We start from the raw sequence: 17,180 nt of genomic DNA, 5'->3' as shown, positions 1-17,180 counted from the left end.
CGGTCAGTGTCTTCATGATGTCTCGATATGGTTATTTTGCTGGTGATTCAAGGCCGTCATCGTTGAACAGCGCGTCCACGATGCCGAGCGCTTCGCCGACATTGATGGTGAACAGGCTGCCGGACAGCGGCATCTGCTCCAGTTCGGAGCGGGTGTTTTCCACGCGGGCGGTGGTGACCATCAGCTGGTCCAGGTTCGCGCCGCCGAAAGCGGGGCAGGTCGGATTCTTCGCGGGCAGGCTGAAACTGCGCATCAATTGGCCTTGCGGCGAGTACTGCACCACGCGGGCGGCGCCCCATTGCGCATTCCACAGGCAGCCGTTGCGGTCGATGACCGAGCCGTCCGGCCAGGCGTTGGGCAGATCGGTTTCCACGAACAGGCGCACATTGGCGACGCGGCCTGAATCGGCGTCATAGTCGCACTGCATGATGCGGCGTGTGGTGGTGTCGGTGAAGTACATCGTCCTGCCATCGGGGCTGAAGCAGGTGCTGTTGGCGATGGCGACCGAAGGCAGGGCCAGGCGGCGCAGGCCGTGCGCCAGCGAGTACTGGTAGAAGCTGCCGATGGGGCGCTTCTCGGCCGCTTCATTCAGCGTGCCGAAAACGAAGTTGCCGCTGCGGTCCGTGCGGCCATCGTTGACGCGGGTGCGCGGCTCGATGGCGTCCACCGGCACGGCGGCGCGCACCGGCTGCAACGGCGCGCCCTCCGGGTTGCTACCATTGGGCGGGCCGGCAAAGCTGAGCTGCTTGGCGGTGCCGAGCAGGATGCGGCCGGACTTGCACAGGGCCATGGAGCCGGTGCGGTCCGGCACGCGGTAGGTGTAGGGGCCGGGTTCGCCGTCGGTCCAGGAATGGATCGTGGCGGATTCGATATCGGTCCACCACCAGCGGCTGGTGCGGGCGTCCCACAGCAGGCCTTCGCCCAGTTGCGCGCGCTGTTCGACGGCAAGCGTCATCACATCACTCACGGTTGTCTCCCTTCTTTGTTTTGTTCACTTTACACATAAGTGACATATCAGACTTATGTGATTTGTTTGATAATGTATGCCAAATTGGTATATCAGGGGCCGACAGACAGCTTGTAGACGGGGATGACGCTGACTTTGCCGATGGACGCTACTTGCGGCTGACCGGCGAAGTTGGGCAGGGCTTGTTCGGGCAGATAGATGGGCGTATCCGCCCGCAGCGGGAGGACGGTGACGGTCAGCTCTGCGCCGGGGCCGAGGCGGGCGGCGCCAAGATCGTACTGCCAGCGCTGGCCGTTGTAGTACCAGTCGTCCAGCCAGCGGGTGCCGTTGTGGAGACGGGCAATGTCGCCGGTGAAGTCGATGTCCAGCAGCGCTGCATCCAGGCCTGCCGGCGCGGCCCCCCAAAGCTTGACGCGCCAGGCGGCGGCGCGCGACCAGGCTTCGGGGATGGGCTGCATCGCAGCTTTCGCGTTCCCGCCGCGCACCGGCGGCGGCATCGGCTGGGCGGGGCGCAGCGGCGTTACGCTGGCTTCGATCGTCTGCTGGGGCATGGCCGCTTCGTAGACCTGGAACAGGCCATCGTGGCCAGCCGGCGTGACCTTTGCACCTGCTTTGGGCGCTGTGGGCAGGGCAGGGTAGACGGCGAAACGGAAGCGCGGCTGGCCGGCGGCGCGCAGTTCGAGTTTGCCGTCGGCGAAGTAGGGCTGCTGGGCGCTGAGCACGAGGCGGCGCTGGCCGGCGAAGTCGCCGATCGCCAGTTGCGCGGTCTGCTCGGGCGTCAGCACGAGGACCGACACCGGCCGCGCGGATGGCTTGCGCAGGGTGAATGCGGCCGCCGCACCGGGCGCGATGCCGCTCAATACGACGCGCTCGGCGCCCGCCGCGATGCGCGGCCCGCTTGTACTGGTGGCGACGCCGGATACGCCGGAGGCGCCGCCTTGTGCTTCCAGCCAGGCCGCAGCCGCGGGCTCCAGCGACATCTCGACCGGAATGCCGGCGCTGGCGCTGAACACGTAGACGATGCCTTCCTTGCCCGCATCGAGCCGCGCGACCGGCTGTGCGGTCGCATATTCCAGCCGCGTGCCGTCGAGATCGAAATTCACCGGCCAGATAAAGTAAGCGCCATCGGCCACATCGAAAGGCTGCTGCGGGAAGCGCAGGCTGCCGCCGGGTAGTTTGATGTCGAACTGCACGCCGCGCTGCACGGCCATCGGATACTGGCGCACATGATTGCTCATGAAGACGAAGCCACGCTCGCCCTGGCCGCGGAAGGACCAGCGCGGCGTAACCAGGTCCTTGAGCGTGGCCGGCGTGACGTCCGGCTTGCGCACGGTCATCGGCGCGAGGCGCGCGCCGAAGTCCTGCAGGAAGTGGTGGAAGGGACGCAGCCGCGCCAGCACGGGGCGCTGCTGACCATCCGGGCCGAGGGGCGCATTGAAATCGTAGTTGATGGCGGGCGTGTCGTTATAGCCGCCGCTCAGCGTGCTCTCTTCCATCGTGGTGCCGCCGAGGCCGAGCGGATTGCGGCCGCCATGGAACATATAGTAGCCCACCATGTTCAGGCCGGAACCCAGCTGCACCGGCAGCATGGACGCGATATCGTCCGGCGACACCAGCGTGCGGCGGCGGTACATGGCAGGCAGGCCGGCGCCATATTCCGCGCCGAGGAAGGGCGTGCTGTCCATATCCGTTTCGGCTGCGCCCAGCACCGTGCCCTTGGTCTGGGCGCCGAGGTCGCCGCTCACGCGCGTGCCGAAGCGGAAAGCGTAAGTCTCCTTGGGGCCCGACTTCTTCTCGCTGGCGCCCCAGGGGACATCGGGATAGCCGCCGAACACCGGCGTGACGGCGCCGGATGGATAGACCGTGTGGTCCCAGCCCGTCACTGTGTACAGAGGCACGTCCAATCCGGCCTTCAGCGCAAGCTCCTTCAGCTTCGCGATATGGCCTTCGCCCTTGCCCGGGCCAATGAGGTTGTATTCATTCTCGATCTGCACGGCGATCACGGGACCGCCCTGTTTCCACAGCTGGCCTTTCAGCTGCTTGCCGATCTCGTTGTAGAAGCGTTCGACGTAGTGCAGGTATTGCGGATCGTCGCTGCGGGTGGGCATGGCATTGACCACCCAGTCCGGAACGCCGCCATAGCGCACTTCCGCATGCGCCCAGGGGCCGACGCGCGCCACGAAGCCGAGGCCCGCCTTGTGCGCCAGCTGCACGAAGCGGTGCAGGTCGCGGTTGCCGGACCAGTCGAATCTGCCTTCGATTTCCTCGTGGTGGCTCCAGATGATGTAGCTGGTGACGATGTCCACGCCGGCGGACTTCATCTTGCGCAGTTCCGCTTCCCAGCGTTCGGCGGGAACGCGCGAGTAATGGAATTCGCCGGCGACGGGCAGCCAGGGCTGGCCGTTCTTCGTCAGGTATTGGCTGTTGATGCCCAGTTTTTCGCCGCGCGGGGAGACGCTGCTGCCGGTCTGGATGGTGCCCGTCTTCGGCGCGGCGGCGGGCGCGCTGGCGTCGACCTTCAGCACTTCGGCATGGGCGAATGCCGCGCTGAGCGCGGCGGCCAGCAGCGCGGCCCGCATTGTCAGGCGCGGCGCCAGGCTTGCACGAAGCGGCGGGCGCGGGCGCCGGCTTCGGCGGCGTCGATGCCAGGCGCGTAGAGCGCGGAGCCGAGGCCGAAACCGGCGGCGCCGGCTTCGCGGAAGGGTTCCATATTGTCCGGCGTTACCCCGCCCACCGGCAGCAGGCGCGTTTCCTTCGGCAGCACCGCGCGCATGGCCTTCATGATGGCGGGCGTAATCAGTTCAGCGGGGAAGAGCTTGAGCGCATCGGCGCCGGCATGCAGGGCGGCGAAGGCTTCGGTCGGGGTGGCGACGCCGGGTACGCAAGCCATGCCGTTGGCCTTTGCGGCCCTGATCACTTCCACGTCCGCATGCGGCATCACGATAATGCGGCCGCCGGCGGCCTGCACTTCATCGACGGCGTTCACGCTCAGCACCGTGCCGGCGCCGAGAACCGCGTCCGCCGGCAGGCTTCTGCTGAGCAAGCGGATCGAATCCAGGGCGCGCGGGGAATTCAGGGGCACTTCGATGATGCGGAAGCCTTCCTCGTACACGGCCTTGGCGATGGCTTCCACTTCATGCGGCTGCACGCCGCGCAGGATGGCCACCAGCGGCAGCGCTTCAAAGGCGCGATCGAGGTCGGCGCGGATATTGGACATGTTCTTTACTCCTGTGTCGGGCGCAGCAGGCCGGCGCGCTGGGCGAGTGCCCACAGTCCGGCGGGAGCGGTGTTTTCGAAAATGTGGTCCGGCGTTACGCCAAATACTGCCAGCGCCTGCGCATAGCGGTCGCACAGTTTGGGTTCGCCGATCAGGACCAGCGGGGCTTGCTGCAATCCGGCTTGCGCGCGCCATGCGAGGCCGGCGCGCAGTTCGTGGCCGATCAGCAGGCCGGACATGTAATCGGCCAGCGCTTCCGGGTGCAGCCGCTCAGTGAGGCCGAGCGTGCGCACAGCGAACAGATGGTGCCCCAGATTGGCGTGTTCGTCGTCGCGTGCTGTGCGCACGCCTTGTTCGAAGGCTTCCTGCTGCGGTTCAGCGCTCGGCTGCATCAGGCGGTTCAGCACCGAATGCTGGTTGAGCAGGGCGTACAGCTCGCCGGTCATGTGCGTGGCGAAGGAAAGCACGGTGTTGTCGCGCAAGCGGGCCCACTTCGAGTGGGTGCCCGGCATGACGATGCAGGCTTGCTCGGCCAGTTCGGGATGCAGGGCGAGCGCGCCGGCGATCTGGGTTTCTTCACCGCGCATGACGTCCGGCGCGGCAGTTGCCGGCGCGTACAGCAGGCCGGGAACGATGGCCATCTTGCGCGCACCCAGCGGCGGCAGCGGCGCGGTGGAGGCGAGCAGATTATCGGTTTCAACCGGGCAGGTTGCGTAGGGGATTTCATGCCAGCCATGCTTGCTGCCGGCCATGCCGCACACGACCAGCGGCAGGTCCGGCGCGGCGGACAGCCAGTCGCCGGCCAGCGATTCGAGCGCCGCGCGGTAGGCGTCGGCCGAGCCGTTCATGGCCGTGCTGCCTTGCGCGCTGGCGCGCGTGTCCAGCACTGCGCCGCCGGCGCCGATCAGGAACAGGCGCAGGCCGGTGGAGCCCCAGTCCGCGCCGATGAGTTGCGCAGCGCCGGTCACCATTCGGCCACGCTGCCGTCGGCGTGACGCCAGAGCGGGTTGCGCCAGTCGGAGGAATTCTTGCTGGCGGCGATGATGCGTTCCTCATCCACTTCAACGCCCAGGCCCGGCTTCGGCAGCGGCGAGAAGTAGCCATCCTCGATGCGGAAGTCTTCCTTGTTGAAGACGTAGTCCAGCAGCTCGGCGCCCTTGTTGTAGTGGATGCCCATGCTCTGCTCCTGCAGCACGGCGTTGTAGGAGACAAAGTCCACCGCCAGGCAGGCCGCCAGCGCGACAGGGCCGAGCGGGCAGTGCGGGGCAAACGCCACGTCGTAGGCTTCGGCCATGCTGGCCACCTTGAAGCATTCGGTAATGCCGCCCGCGTGGGACAGGTCCGGCTGCAGGATGGCGATGCCACCCTGCTCCAGCACGCGCTTGAATTCGAATCGTGAGAACATGCGTTCACCCGCTGCCAGCGGGATGGCGGTGTGTTCGGCCAGGCGCGGGTAGTACTCCGCCTGCTCGGCCAGCACCGGCTCTTCCACGAACAGCGGGCGGTGAGGCTCCAGCTCCTTGAGCAGGACCTTGGCCATCGGTGCAGCCACGCGGCCGTGGAAGTCGATGCCGAATTCGACCTCGCCGCCGAAGGCTTCGCGGATCTCGGCAATGCGCGCCACGGCGGCATCAATCTTTTTCGAATTGTCGATCATGCCCAATTCATCGCAGCCATTCATCTTGAACGTATTAATGCCGCCTTCGCGCAGCTTGTTCATATCGTTGATGATGTCCGCCGGACGGTCGCCGCCCACCCAGCTGTAGGCGCGCATCTTGTCGCGCACCAGGCCGCCCAGCAGCTGCCACACCGGCACGCCGAGGGCCTTGCCCTTGATATCCCACAGGGCCTGATCGATGCCGGCCATTGCGCTCATCAGGATGGCGCCGCCGCGATAGAAGCTGCCGCGGTACATCACCTGCCACAGGTCGTTGATGCGCATCGGGTCCTGGCCGATGAGCAGTTCTTCGAACTCCTGCACGGCCGTTTCAACGGTGCGGGCGCGGCCCTCGATCACGGGCTCGCCCCAGCCGACGATGCCTTCGTCGGTCTCGATTTTGAGGAACATCCAGCGGGGTGGTACGCGGTAAGTGGTCAGTTTGGTGATGCGCATGATGGCCTAAGCGATGGTTATCAGACAACCTAGAGTTTAGAGGAGTGAGCTACGCCACAAATATGAAACAAACTGAGGTAACTATATGAATCAGGAATATGTAGCCGCAGTGGCATTTATCACATTATGAAAAGCGTTTTTATATTTTGAAAAATGGAGAATTCGCTGATAGAATCACCACACTTAGCCAAAGTCTTAGTAAATAATCACCCAGCATAGTCCGGGCGGAAGCCGTCGGGCACTTTAATCTGATAGGAGACGAGATACATGTCAGCTCAACTAGACCAGGTCACGGCACAAACCGCCAACGATCCTGACGCGCAAGAAACGAAGGAATGGCTGGATGCACTGGAAGCGGTTCTGGAAGCAGAAGGCCCGGATCGTGCCCACTACCTGATGGAACGCCTGGTTGATCTGGCCCGCCGCCGCGGCGCCGATATCCCGTTCTCCGCAAATACCGCCTACGTCAACACCATCCCCGCCCACCTCGAAGCCCACTGCCCGGGCAACCTCGAATACGAAGAACGCCTGCGCTCCTGGATGCGCTGGAACGCCATGGCCATGGTCGTTAAGGCCAACCGTGCCGACGGCGACCTGGGTGGCCACCTGTCTTCCTTCGCCTCGCTGGCGAACATGCTGGGCATCGGCTTCAACCACTTCTGGAAAGCTCCATCCGAAACCCACGGCGGCGACCTGCTGTACATCCAGGGCCACTCCTCGCCCGGTATCTACGCGCGCGCCTTCCTGGAAGGCCGCCTGACCGAAGACCAGTTGCTGAACTTCCGCCGCGAAGTGGACGGCAACGGCCTGTCCTCCTATCCGCACCCGAAACTGATGCCGGACTTCTGGCAGTTCCCGACCGTCTCCATGGGCCTGGGCCCGCTGATGGCGATCTACCAGGCGCGCTTCCTGAAGTACCTGCACGCACGCTCCATCGCCGACACCACCGGCCGCAAGGTCTGGGCCTTCTGCGGCGACGGCGAAATGGACGAGCCGGAATCGATGGGCGCGATCGGCATGGCTTCGCGCGAAAAGCTGGACAACCTGGTCATCGTCGTCAACTGCAACCTGCAGCGCCTGGACGGTCCGGTGCGCGGCAACGGCAAGATCATCCAGGAGCTGGAAGCGGACTTCCGCGGCGCCGGCTGGAACGTCATCAAGGTCATCTGGGGCCCGGGCTGGGACAACCTGCTGGCCAAGGACAAGGAAGGCATCCTGCAGCGCGTGATGATGGAAACCGTCGACGGCGAATACCAGAATTACAAGGCCAAGGATGGCGCCTTTGTGCGCAAGCACTTCTTCGGCAAGCATCCGAAGCTGCTGGAAATGGTGGCCAATATGTCCGACGACGACATCTGGCGCCTGACCCGCGGCGGCCACGATCCGCACAAGATCTACGCTGCGTTCAAACAGGCCAACGAATCCGTGGGCAAGCCGACCGTGCTGCTGGTAAAGACGGTCAAGGGCTACGGCATGGGCAAGTCCGGCGAAGCGCGCAACACCGCGCACCAGACCAAGAAGCTGGACGACGAGGCCATCCGCGAAATGCGCGACCGCTTCAACATCCCTATCCCGGACGACAAGCTGGCCGAGATCCCGTTCTTCAAGCCGTCCGACGACGCGCCTGAAATCAAATACCTGCACGAGCGCCGCGCCGCGCTGGGCGGCTACCTGCCGGCCCGCCGCCAGCAGGCCGACGAGAAGCTGGTCGTGCCGGCGCTGGACGCCTTCAAGGCCGTGCTGGAAGCGACCCCGGAAGGCCGCGAGATCTCCACCACCCAGGCTTACGTGCGTATCATCACCGCGCTGCTGCGCGACCAGTCGCTGGGCCAGCGCATCGTGCCTATCCTGGTTGACGAGTCCCGTACCTTCGGTATGGAAGGCCTGTTCCGCCAGATCGGCATCTTCAACCAGCAGGGCCAGTTGTACGAGCCGGTCGACAAGGACCAGGTGATGTACTACCGCGAAGACAAGGCCGGCCAGATCCTGCAGGAAGGCATTAACGAAGCGGGCGGCATGAGCTCGTGGATCGCTGCGGCGACCTCGTACTCGACCAACAACCGCGTGATGATCCCGTTCTACACCTACTACTCGATGTTCGGCCTGCAGCGCGTGGGCGACCTGGCATGGGCGGCAGGCGATATGCGTGCACGCGGCTTCCTGATGGGCGGTACCGCCGGCCGTACCACGCTGAACGGCGAAGGCCTGCAGCACGAAGATGGCCACAGCCACATCATGGCTGCCACCATCCCGAACTGCGTTCCTTACGACCCGACCTTCGGCCACGAACTGGCTGTGATCATCCATGACGGCCTGCGCCGCATGGTGGGTGAGCAGGAAGACATCTTCTACTACATCACCATCATGAACGAGAACTACTCCCACCCGGGCCTGAAGCCGGGCCAGGAGGAGGGCATCCTGAAGGGTATGTACCTGCTGCAGGAAGGCGACAAGAAGGCCAAGGAGCGTGTGCAGCTGGTCGGCTCCGGCACCATCCTGCGCGAGTCCATCTTCGCTGCCGAACTGCTGAAGAACGACTGGAACGTGGCGGCCGACGTGTGGTCCGCTCCTTCCCTGACCCTGGTGGCGCGCGAAGGCATCGACTGCGAGCGCTGGAACATGGTCAACCCGACCGCCGAACAGCGCGTACCGTACGTGACCTCGCTGCTGCAGAACACGACCGGCCCGATCGTGGCGACCACCGACTACATGCGTTCGTTCGCTGAACAGATTCGCCCGTATATGCCGAAAGGCCGCACCTACAAGGTGCTGGGCACCGATGGCTTCGGCCGTTCCGACAGCCGCGCCAAGCTGCGCGAGTTCTTCGAAGTGAACCGTTACTACATCACGGTTGCTGCGCTGCGCTCGCTGGCTGACGAAGGCAAGATCGCGATGTCCGTGGTTGAAGAAGCAATCAAGAAGTACGGCATCAACCCGAACAAGCCTAATCCGGTGACCCAATAACGAAAATATACGGAGCAAATCCCATGAGCATGGTTGAAGTTAAAGTCCCGGATATCGGCGACTTCAAGGAGGTTGAAGTCATTGAAGTGATGGTCAAGGTGGGCGACACGATCAAGGTCGATCAGTCGCTGGTGACCGTCGAGTCGGACAAGGCGTCGATGGAGATTCCTTCGTCGCAGGCTGGTGTGATCAAGGAAATCAAGGTCAAGGTGGGCGACAAGGTCGCCGAAGGCTCGCTGCTGCTGATCGTTGAAGCCGCCGGCGCTGCCGCTGCTCCGGCAGCTGCTGCCCCGGCCGCGGCGCCGGCCCCTGCGGCTGCCGCTGCGCCGGCTCCGGCCGCCGCTGCGGCGCCTGCTGCCGCTGCGGCCTCCGCCGGCCCGGTCGAGGTGAAGGTGCCGGATATCGGCGACTTCAAGGAAGTGGAAGTGATCGAAGTGATGGTCAAGCCGGGCGACACCATCGCCAAGGACCAGTCCCTGATCACGGTGGAATCCGACAAGGCTTCCATGGAAATTCCGTCTTCCCACGCCGGCGTGGTGAAGGAAGTGAAGGTCAAGGTTGGCGACAAGGTCGCTGAAGGCTCGATCGTGCTGATCGTGGACGCAGTGGGCGGCGCACCCGCCGCAGCTCCTGCTGCCGCCGCTCCGGCGCCTGCAGCCGTAGCCTCCGCGGCTCCCGCTGCGGCGCCGGCTCCGGCCGCCGCACCTGCCGCCGCTCCTGCCGCGCCAGGCGTGACCGGCAAGCTGGCCCACGCATCTCCGTCGGTGCGCAAGTTCGCCCGCGAACTGGGCGTGGAAGTGACCAAGGTGCCAGGCACCGGTCCGAAAGGCCGCGTGACCCAGCAGGACGTGCAGAACTTCGTCAAGGGCGTGATGACCGGTGCGACCGCCGCTCCGGCAGGCGCCGCAGCTCCAGCCGGTGGCGGTGCAGGCATGAACCTGCTGCCATGGCCGTCGCTGGACTTCAGCAAGTTCGGCGAAACCGAGTTGCAGCCGCTGCCGCGCATCAAGAAGATCTCCGGCCCGAACCTGCACCGCAACTGGGTAATGATCCCGCACGTGACGCAGTTCGAAGACGCGGACATCACCGAGCTGGAAGAATTCCGTGTATCGTCCAACGCCGCCAACGCGAAGATCAAGGATGCAGTGAAGCTGACCATGCTGGCCTTCGTGATCAAGGCATCGGTCGCCGCGCTGAAGAAATACCCGGCCTTCAACTCGTCGCTGGACGAGAAGGGCGAGAACCTGATCCTGAAGAAGTTCTACAACGTGGGCTTCGCCGCCGATACGCCGAATGGCCTGGTGGTGCCGGTGGTGAAGAACGCCGACCAGAAGTCTGTGACGCAGATCGCGAAAGAGATGACCGAACTGTCGCTGGCCGCACGCGAAGGCAAACTGAAGCCGACCGACATGCAGGGCGCGACTTTCACCATTTCCTCGCTGGGCGGCATCGGCGGTTCGCACTTCACGCCTATCGTGAATGCGCCTGAAGTGGCGATCCTGGGCCTGTCCAAGTCGCAGATGAAGCCAGTCTGGGACGGCAAGCAGTTCGTGCCGCGCCTGATGATGACGCTGTCGCTGTCCTACGACCACCGTGTGATCGATGGCGCTTCCGGTGCACGCTTCGCCGTGTACCTGGCGGAAGTGCTGGCCGATATGCGCAAGATCCTGCTGTAAGGAGGCCGCCAAATGATCGAGGTAAAAGTACCGAATATTGGCGACTTCAAGGATGTTGAAGTTATCGAGCTGCTGGTCAAGGTTGGCGATACCGTCAAGGTGGACCAGTCGTTGGCGACTGTGGAATCCGACAAGGCTTCCATGGAGATCCCATCGACCCACGCTGGCGTGATCAAGGAACTGAAGATCAAGGTGGGCGACAAGGTGAGCGAAGGCTCGGCGCTGCTGATGCTCGAAGAGAGCGCAGGCGCTGGCGCTGCTGCTGCACCGGCCGCGGCTCCTGCCCCGGCGGCTGCTCCGACGCCTGCCGCTGCACCTGCTCCGGCCGCCGCGCCTGCGGTGGCGCCGGTTGCCGGCGGCTACACCGGCCAGGTTGACGTCACCTGCGACATGATGGTCCTGGGCGGCGGTCCTGGCGGCTACTCGGCAGCCTTCCGCGCCGCGGACCTGGGCATGAACACCGTGATCGTCGAGAAGTACGCGACGCTGGGCGGCGTGTGCCTGAACGTAGGCTGCATCCCGTCCAAAGCCCTGCTGCACGTAGCGTCGGTGATCGACGAGACCAGCCACATGGCCAAGACCGGCGTGACCTTCGCCAAGCCGCAGATCGATATCGACCAGGTACGCAAGTACAAGGAAGGCGTGATCGGCAATATGACCGGCGGCCTGGCCGGCATGGCCAAGGCGCGCAAGGTCAGCATCGTGCAGGGCGTGGGCCAGTTCGTGAGCCCGAACCACATCGAAGTGACGGCTGCCGACGGCACGAAGAAAGTCGTGCAGTTCAAGCAGGCCATCATCGCTGCCGGTTCCTCCGTCGTGAAGCTGCCCTTCGTGCCTGAAGATCCGCGCATCGTGGACTCGACCGGCGCGCTGGAACTGCGCTTCATGCCGAAAAAGATGCTGGTCATCGGCGGCGGCATCATCGGCCTGGAAATGGCCACCGTCTACTCCACCTTCGGCGCGCGCATCGACGTGGTCGAAATGATGGACGGCCTGATGCAGGGCGCGGACCGCGACGCAGTGAAGATCTGGCAGAAGTACAACCAGGAGCGATTCGACAAGGTCATGACCAAGACCAAGACCGTTGGCGTGGAAGCGCTGCCGGAAGGGATCAAGGTTACCTTCGAAGCTGCCGAACCGGGTGTTGCTGCACCTGAACCGCAAATCTACGACATGGTGCTGGTGGCCGTTGGCCGCAGCCCGAACGGCAAGAAGATCGCCGCCGACAAGGCCGGCGTGATCGTCACCGATCGCGGCTTCATCAACGTCGACAGCCAGATGCGCACCAATGTGCCGCATATCTTCGCCATCGGCGACGTGGTCGGCCAGCCCATGCTGGCGCACAAGGCCGTACACGAAGGCCACGTGGCAGCGGAAGCCGCGCATGGCGAGAAGGCACACTTTGACGCTACGGTGATCCCGTCCGTCGCCTACACCGATCCGGAAGTGGCATGGGTTGGCGTGACCGAAGACGAAGCCAAGGCCAAGGGCATCAAGGTCGAGAAGGGCCACTTCCCGTGGGCAGCGAGCGGCCGTGCGGTCGCCAATGGCCGCGCGGAAGGCTTCACCAAGCTGCTGTTCGACGCTGAAACCCACCGCATCATCGGCGGCACCATCGTCGGCACCCACGCCGGCGATATGATCGGCGAGATCGCCCTGGCGATCGAGATGGGCGCAGACGGCGTCGACATCGGCCGCACGATTCACCCGCACCCGACGCTGGGCGAATCGATCGGCATGGCGGCGGAAGTCTACGAAGGCGTTTGCACCGATTTGCCTCCGCCACGCAAGAAGTAAGCTCTAGCGTCACCGAAAACCCGAGGCCAAAAACAGGTGTCTGCCACGATGTGGCAGACACCAGGGTTACGCCTCGGGTTTTTTTATGCTGTAACGCAGGAATGCGTTGATCGTTAAACGTCCGCGTGCGGGGTCGGCATCCAGCAGCTCCGGCGCATCGATCTGGCCGGAATGGAAGACCGTCGCATCGTAGAAAATGGCGCGGTTGAAGGCTGCCGGCACGGTGCAAATTTTCTCGAAGTAGCGTCCATCGCCATTGAAATAGCAAGGCTGGGCGCCGATCACGCGGCTGAAGGCATCGTTATCCATCATGCGCGCCTGGTACAGAAGGAAGTCGATTTCGTCCGGATGGCGCAAGGGGCGATAGAAGCTGGTGCCTCCCATGCGCGCATCCTCAAACAGGTACATCACAGACGCAACAGCGCCTTCGCCCGGCGGACACGAACGTGCGTCGCGATGGCAGATGCGCTGCTGCGGCATCAGCTCCTCCGGCTTCAGCGTGACCAGTGACATGCGCGTGGCCATCCCCAGCAACTGCGCGCCATCGAACGCCGGCAGCAAATGCTCCGTAAAGTGCTCATGCAACCGACGGTCGAAATCCGGCGGCATCGCCTGTTCGATCCCGGGATAGCAATTGACAGGCGCGGCCACGAAGGCCGCCCGCCGGTCCGCAGCCGCCTGCACCATCTGCCACGGATCGCTGAAGAAGTCCTCCACGACAAGGCAAAAGCCGCCGGCGCCGAGCGAGGCTTTGCGTATTACAGGTCGTGGATTGAACATGCAGCTCTCCAGATTGGGGTCAGGCACGAAATGTTACACGTGCTCGGCTGTTATTTCTTACTGGCTCTTATTACGGTCAGGCGGCTTACTTTGAAATAGTCGGCGACTTCCTTCTTGCTGTACGCGCCCGTGGCGATCGCGTCGGCGATAGCCTCATCGCGGTCGGGCTGCGCTGCGTATTGAGCGAGCGATTTCGGCGCGGCTTGTTCTTCGTTGGCTTTGGGGCTGAGTCGCTGGCGCCGTTTGGCAAGGGGATTGGCCGCTCCGATCCCATCCGCAACAAAGCTGCGAAACGCCGTGTGCCGGCAGGGATCGTTGGCGTGGCCAAAGTGGGCGAGCATGAGTTCGGTTTCCATCCATTCGGGCGGCGTAGCGAGACCGGCAGTGAAACGGTAGCTGCTCCAGCGCCATTCGGCGGGGCTTTTCGTCAACCCGGCCCGAACGGGATTCAGTGTGAGGTAGCGGCCCAGTTCTGCGAAATGCGAATCCCTTGCCACCAGCAGCGAGTTGTAGCGGCCCTGCAGCACATGGCCATCTTTTCCATGACGTTTGTTGAAGTGCTGCGAGTAGACGGAATTCAGAAAATGCATGCCATCGGAGAGATTTGCCTCTGGTGTTTCAAGCAGGATGTGGAAATGATTGGGCATCTGGCAGAAGCTGTGGCTGATGAAGCCAAACTTGTCGGCGGTCCTTCCGAATGTGTCGAGCCAGGTCAGATAATCCAGATCATCCACAAAAATATCCGCGTGACGGTTGCCACGCGAGGTGACGTGATAGAAGGCTCCGGGAAACTGTATGCGCGGTTGGCGGCTCATGCGAACAAGTTAGCATGGGCCGCCGGTGCAGATCTGAGGCAGATCAAGCGAGCTTATGAATCATTTCGTGCCTGACCCCAAATGTGACTCCAAATGGAAGGGGGCGAACCAGGTGATGAGGAAGGAGGGGATGGTGGCGGCCATGACGAACCAGAAGTAGGTGACGTAGCCGAGCAGTTGCTGGAGGTGGCCGCTGACCAGGCCGGTGACCATCATGCACAGGCCCATCAGGCCGGTGCCGAAGGCGTAGTGGGTGGTGGTGTATTTGCCGGGGGCGAGCTGCTGCATCAGGTAGATCATGAAGCCAACCGAGCCGAAGCCGAAGAAGAACTTTTCGATCGTCACGCCAAGGCTGATCAGCACGAGGCTGCTGGGCTGGTAGATCGCCATCAGCAGGAAGGTGACGTTGGGGATGTTGACCGCGCAGCACAGCAGGAACAGCGTCGGCTGCAGGCCGCGTTTGGCGACGAAGATGCCGCCCAGCAGGGAACCAAGCAGCACGGCGGCCAGGCCGTAGGTGCCGTAGATGATGCCCAGCAGTTCGTTCGACAGGCCCAGCCCGCCCTTGAGCACGGGATCGACCATGAAGAAGGGCCCGATCTTTTCCAGCAGGCCGATCGACAGGCGGAACAGGAAGGCGAAGCCGATCATCAGCCACACGTCGCGCTTCTGGAAGAAGGTGACGAAGGCGTCTTTCAGGATGAACCAGGCGGCGCCGAGCGAGGCCGGCGCGTCTTCGGCGCGCGAGCCTTCGGGCATGACTTTCCAGTGCCATGCCGTCATCGCCAGAGTGATGCCGGCCACGATGAAGAAGACGATTTGCCAGGCGCCGATCCAGCTGTCGACATAGTTCGTGTGCAGCCAGCCGCTCAGGAAGACCATGCCGCCGGAAGCGACGATAGGCCCGATGTTCCAGCTCAGGCTCTGGATGCCGCAATACAGCGATTGCGCGCGCGAATCCAGCGAAGTGACGTAGACACCGTCCGAAGCGATGTCCTGCGTCGCGCCGACGAAGGAGAGCAGCACGAACAGCACGACCAGCACCGACATATAGCCCGGTAGCGACATGGCCAGCGCCACCGCGCCAAATCCGGCGCCGATCACCAGCTGCGCCACCAGCACGAAGAACTTCTTGGTGCGGTACATCTCGACCACGGGCGCGAACAGCGGCTTGATCGTGTAAGCAAGGATCAGGTAGCTCGCGTATTCGGCCGCCTTGCCATTGTCCATGCCCAGGTTCTTGAACATGATGGCGGTCACGCTGGTCAGCATCACATAGGCCAGCGCCATCGTGAAGTAGCCGGTTGGTACCCACAGCAGTGGGCTGCGGCGCGCGGGCTGGGAGGACGCGGACGCGTCTCCAGCCTGCATGGTGGCTTCGTGCTGCATGGTGTCTCCTGTCTGCTTTTGCTTATTGTATTAGGCGCGCTGGTTCTTGATGAATTCGCGGTACCAGTGCGCGCTGTCCTTCAGTGTCCGCTCTTGCGTTTCATAATCGACGTGGATGATACCGAAGCGCTTCGCATAGCCCGAGTTCCACTCGAAGTTATCCATCAGGCTCCAGAGGAAGTAGCCGGCGACATCCACGCCTTCATCCATCGCCGCCTGCAGCGCGGCCAGGTGGCGCTGCACATAGTCGATGCGCGCCGCATCCGGCACGGAGCCGTTGGTGACCGCATCCGGATTGGCCATGCCGTTTTCCGTGATGTAGATCGGCGGCAGATCGTATTCGCCTTTCAGTTTGACCAGCAATTCGGTCAGGCCTTGCGGATAGATTTCCCAGCCCATGTCGGTGAAGCCCAGCTTGCCCTCCGGCTTGCGCGGCGGTTCTTCGGCGCTGCAGAAAGCGCGGAAGTAGTAGTTCACGCCGAGGAAGTCGAGCGGACCCTGGATGATTTCCAGGTCACCCGCTTCGATCACGGGCGCGTTGGGACCGTGGCCTTGCAGGGCGTATTCCGGATAGCGGCCCTTGAAGATCGGTTCCATGAACCATTGCACCGAGCGGGCGTACTCCCATGCGGCCAGGTCGCGGTCTGCCTGGCTGTCCGTGGCCGCGTCGGCGGTCCACTGGTTCAGCACAATGCCCAGCTCGCAAGATGGAGTCACGGCGCGCATGGCGCGCATCGCCAGGCCGTGGGACAGGAGCAGATGGTGCGATACCTGCACCGACTGCTTCATGTCCGCCACGCCGGGCGCGAACTGGGCGTTGCCATAGCCGAGATTGGCCGTGCACCAGGGCTCGTTATGCGTTGCAATCGTTTTCACGCGATTCCCAAAGCGGCGTGCGACTTCGGCGGCGTATTCGGCGAAGTGATAAGCGGTTTCGCGGTTCAGCCAGCCGCCTTCATCCTGCAGGCCCTGGGGCAGGTCCCAGTGGTAGAGGGTGATGTGGGCGTCGATGTTCTTTGCGGCCAGTTCGTCCAGCAGATTCGAGTAGAAGGTCCAGCCGGCCTCGTTCCAGTCGCCCTTGCCCTGCGGCTGCACGCGCGACCAGGCCATCGAGAAGCGGTAGGCGTCCACCCCCAGGCCTGCCATCAGGCCGACGTCTTCCTTGTAGCGGTAGTAGTGCTCGCAGGCGATATCGCCGTTGCTGCCGTCGATGACGCGGCCGGGCGTGTGGCTGAACGTGTCCCAGATGGATGGTCCCTTGCCATCGGCGCTGGAGGCGCCTTCGATCTGGAAGGCGCTGGTCGCGACTCCCCAGGTAAAGGAAGAGGGGAATGGCTTGTGCTCGGTCATAGGATTCCTGAAAACGATTTCACGACTTTGCGACCATTAGACCTGATGGCTACGGCTGTGTCAATCTTTTAGGCAGGTCCATCTGAAAACCAGAGGCGTGAAACAAGTGTCT

The 17,180-nt window shown here is 63.5% G+C and carries 12 protein-coding genes; 3 read left to right on the top strand and 9 right to left on the bottom strand.

The window, feature by feature from the left end; genetic code table 11:
• Positions 1-31: 31 nt before the first annotated feature.
• The 5 genes from ACHMW6_RS28030 to dgoD form a co-directional block, all read right to left on the bottom strand.
• Positions 32-967 carry an SMP-30/gluconolactonase/LRE family protein gene (locus tag ACHMW6_RS28030; RefSeq protein WP_395401849.1) on the bottom strand — a complete coding sequence of 312 codons (936 nt, stop codon included), beginning with the start codon at positions 965-967 and terminating at the stop codon, positions 32-34.
• 92 nt (positions 968-1,059) lie between these two features.
• The gene (locus ACHMW6_RS28025; RefSeq protein WP_395401847.1) at positions 1,060-3,546 is read right to left on the bottom strand and encodes a beta-galactosidase; all 2,487 of its coding nucleotides are present in this window, start codon (positions 3,544-3,546) and stop codon (positions 1,060-1,062) included.
• A gap of 2 nt (positions 3,547-3,548) precedes the next feature.
• Positions 3,549-4,184 carry a 2-dehydro-3-deoxy-6-phosphogalactonate aldolase gene (locus ACHMW6_RS28020; RefSeq protein WP_395401845.1) on the bottom strand — a complete coding sequence of 212 codons (636 nt, stop codon included), beginning with the start codon at positions 4,182-4,184 and terminating at the stop codon, positions 3,549-3,551.
• Between the two features lie 5 nt (positions 4,185-4,189).
• Positions 4,190-5,155: a 2-dehydro-3-deoxygalactonokinase gene (locus ACHMW6_RS28015; protein ID WP_395401843.1), complete on the bottom strand. Its 966-nt coding sequence runs from the start codon at positions 5,153-5,155 to the stop codon at positions 4,190-4,192.
• The gene (dgoD, locus tag ACHMW6_RS28010; protein WP_395401841.1) at positions 5,149-6,297 is read right to left on the bottom strand and encodes a galactonate dehydratase; all 1,149 of its coding nucleotides are present in this window, start codon (positions 6,295-6,297) and stop codon (positions 5,149-5,151) included. Before dgoD ends, ACHMW6_RS28015 begins: the two co-directional genes overlap by 7 nt.
• 267 nt (positions 6,298-6,564) lie before the next feature.
• On the opposite strand from dgoD, the gene aceE reads away from it, so the two are divergent.
• Genes aceE through lpdA form a run of 3 tightly spaced genes read left to right on the top strand, consistent with a single transcriptional unit; the run spans position 6,565 to position 12,734 of the window.
• Complete coding sequence (aceE, locus tag ACHMW6_RS28005) at positions 6,565-9,261, top strand: pyruvate dehydrogenase (acetyl-transferring), homodimeric type (RefSeq protein ID WP_395401839.1); 2,697 nt, start codon at positions 6,565-6,567, stop codon at positions 9,259-9,261.
• A 23-nt stretch (positions 9,262-9,284) separates the two neighbouring features.
• Positions 9,285-10,937, top strand: coding sequence for a dihydrolipoyllysine-residue acetyltransferase (gene aceF, locus ACHMW6_RS28000; protein WP_395401837.1), 1,653 nt, complete (start codon positions 9,285-9,287; stop codon positions 10,935-10,937).
• Positions 10,938-10,949: 12 nt separating this feature from the next.
• The gene (lpdA, locus tag ACHMW6_RS27995; RefSeq protein ID WP_395401835.1) at positions 10,950-12,734 is read left to right on the top strand and encodes a dihydrolipoyl dehydrogenase; all 1,785 of its coding nucleotides are present in this window, start codon (positions 10,950-10,952) and stop codon (positions 12,732-12,734) included.
• 66 nt (positions 12,735-12,800) lie between these two features.
• Here the strand turns inward: lpdA and ACHMW6_RS27990 are convergent, their stop codons facing one another.
• Genes ACHMW6_RS27990 through ACHMW6_RS27975 form a run of 4 tightly spaced genes read right to left on the bottom strand, consistent with a single transcriptional unit; the run spans position 12,801 to position 17,068 of the window.
• Positions 12,801-13,514, bottom strand: coding sequence for a DUF6445 family protein (locus ACHMW6_RS27990; protein ID WP_395401833.1), 714 nt, complete (start codon positions 13,512-13,514; stop codon positions 12,801-12,803).
• A gap of 50 nt (positions 13,515-13,564) precedes the next feature.
• Positions 13,565-14,329: a transposase gene (locus tag ACHMW6_RS27985; RefSeq protein WP_395401831.1), complete on the bottom strand. Its 765-nt coding sequence runs from the start codon at positions 14,327-14,329 to the stop codon at positions 13,565-13,567.
• Positions 14,330-14,389: 60 nt separating this feature from the next.
• Positions 14,390-15,700 carry an MFS transporter gene (locus ACHMW6_RS27980; protein WP_395408730.1) on the bottom strand — a complete coding sequence of 437 codons (1,311 nt, stop codon included), beginning with the start codon at positions 15,698-15,700 and terminating at the stop codon, positions 14,390-14,392.
• A gap of 48 nt (positions 15,701-15,748) precedes the next feature.
• Positions 15,749-17,068 (bottom strand): GH1 family beta-glucosidase, encoded by a 1,320-nt coding sequence (locus ACHMW6_RS27975; protein ID WP_395401829.1) that lies wholly within the window; start codon positions 17,066-17,068, stop codon positions 15,749-15,751.
• Positions 17,069-17,180 lie beyond the last annotated feature (112 nt).

Source organism: Pseudoduganella sp. UC29_106, assembly GCF_044055365.1.
Lineage (GTDB): Bacteria > Pseudomonadota > Gammaproteobacteria > Burkholderiales > Burkholderiaceae_D > Rugamonas.
This window is presented reverse-complemented; position numbering and strand designations above follow the sequence as displayed.

Excerpts from the sequence above, each read along its gene's own strand:
- ACHMW6_RS28025 (WP_395401847.1), bottom strand. The coding sequence starts at position 3,546 with ATGCGGGCCGCGCTGCTGGCCGCCGCGCTCAGCGCGGCATTCGCCCAT.
- ACHMW6_RS28020 (WP_395401845.1), bottom strand. The coding sequence starts at position 4,184 with ATGTCCAATATCCGCGCCGACCTCGATCGCGCCTTTGAAGCGCTGCCG.
- ACHMW6_RS28015 (WP_395401843.1), bottom strand. The coding sequence starts at position 5,155 with ATGGTGACCGGCGCTGCGCAACTCATCGGCGCGGACTGGGGCTCCACC.
- dgoD (WP_395401841.1), bottom strand. The coding sequence starts at position 6,297 with ATGCGCATCACCAAACTGACCACTTACCGCGTACCACCCCGCTGGATG.
- aceE (WP_395401839.1), top strand. The coding sequence starts at position 6,565 with ATGTCAGCTCAACTAGACCAGGTCACGGCACAAACCGCCAACGATCCT.
- aceF (WP_395401837.1), top strand. The coding sequence starts at position 9,285 with ATGAGCATGGTTGAAGTTAAAGTCCCGGATATCGGCGACTTCAAGGAG.
- lpdA (WP_395401835.1), top strand. The coding sequence starts at position 10,950 with ATGATCGAGGTAAAAGTACCGAATATTGGCGACTTCAAGGATGTTGAA.
- ACHMW6_RS27990 (WP_395401833.1), bottom strand. The coding sequence starts at position 13,514 with ATGTTCAATCCACGACCTGTAATACGCAAAGCCTCGCTCGGCGCCGGC.
- ACHMW6_RS27985 (WP_395401831.1), bottom strand. The coding sequence starts at position 14,329 with ATGAGCCGCCAACCGCGCATACAGTTTCCCGGAGCCTTCTATCACGTC.
- ACHMW6_RS27980 (WP_395408730.1), bottom strand. The coding sequence starts at position 15,700 with ATGCAGGCTGGAGACGCGTCCGCGTCCTCCCAGCCCGCGCGCCGCAGC.
- ACHMW6_RS27975 (WP_395401829.1), bottom strand. The coding sequence starts at position 17,068 with ATGACCGAGCACAAGCCATTCCCCTCTTCCTTTACCTGGGGAGTCGCG.